1 protein-coding gene is annotated in these 607 nt (G+C 68.4%); it reads right to left on the minus strand.

Going from position 1 to position 607, the window contains the following annotated elements; all coding sequences use genetic code 11:
• Positions 1-393 (minus strand): nicotinate-nucleotide adenylyltransferase (gene nadD / locus AC08OV_RS13460; RefSeq protein WP_476619743.1); only part of this gene is annotated, 393 nt, incomplete at its 3' end.
• Positions 394-607 lie beyond the last annotated feature (214 nt).

Below are 607 nucleotides of genomic sequence, written 5' to 3' on the forward strand. Positions count from 1 at the left end.
CTGATAACCGGGCCGGCTCACGCCGACGAAGTGGGCCAGTTCGAACAGCTCGCGGTGGTCACGCCAGGTGAAAATCTGCGCGAGCGCGTCCGCCCCCGTGATGAAGAACAGCTCGTCGTCCGGTCGCGCCGCACGCAGGTCTCGCAGGGTGTCGATGGTGTAGGTGGCGCCGCCCCGGTCGATCTCGATCCGGCTGACCGTGAACTGCGGATTCCCCGCCGTCGCGAGGAAGGTCATCAGATAGCGGTCCTCGGCGGCGGAGACTTTGCGATGAATCTTCTGCCAGGGTTGCCCGCTCGGCACGAAGACCACCTCGTCCAGATCGAACAGGGCGGCCACCTCACTGGCTGCGACGAGGTGCCCGTTGTGGACGGGGTCGAAGGTCCCACCCATGACACCGAGGCGCACGACCGGACACTAACCCCGCATCACCGCACGTGCCCGCTTGGCGCAGCCCGGCGGGAGATGTGCCACAAAGCCTCACACCCACCACGGCACCTCACCCGCCACGGCACCTCACACCCACTGGTCTCGCACCCACCGCCGTGACCGCCGCAGGCAGGCCCGTCCCGGAACGGCCCACCCGGCTAGGCTGACCACAGGCCGC

The organism is Frankia sp. CeTa3Moorea (assembly GCF_978021225.1).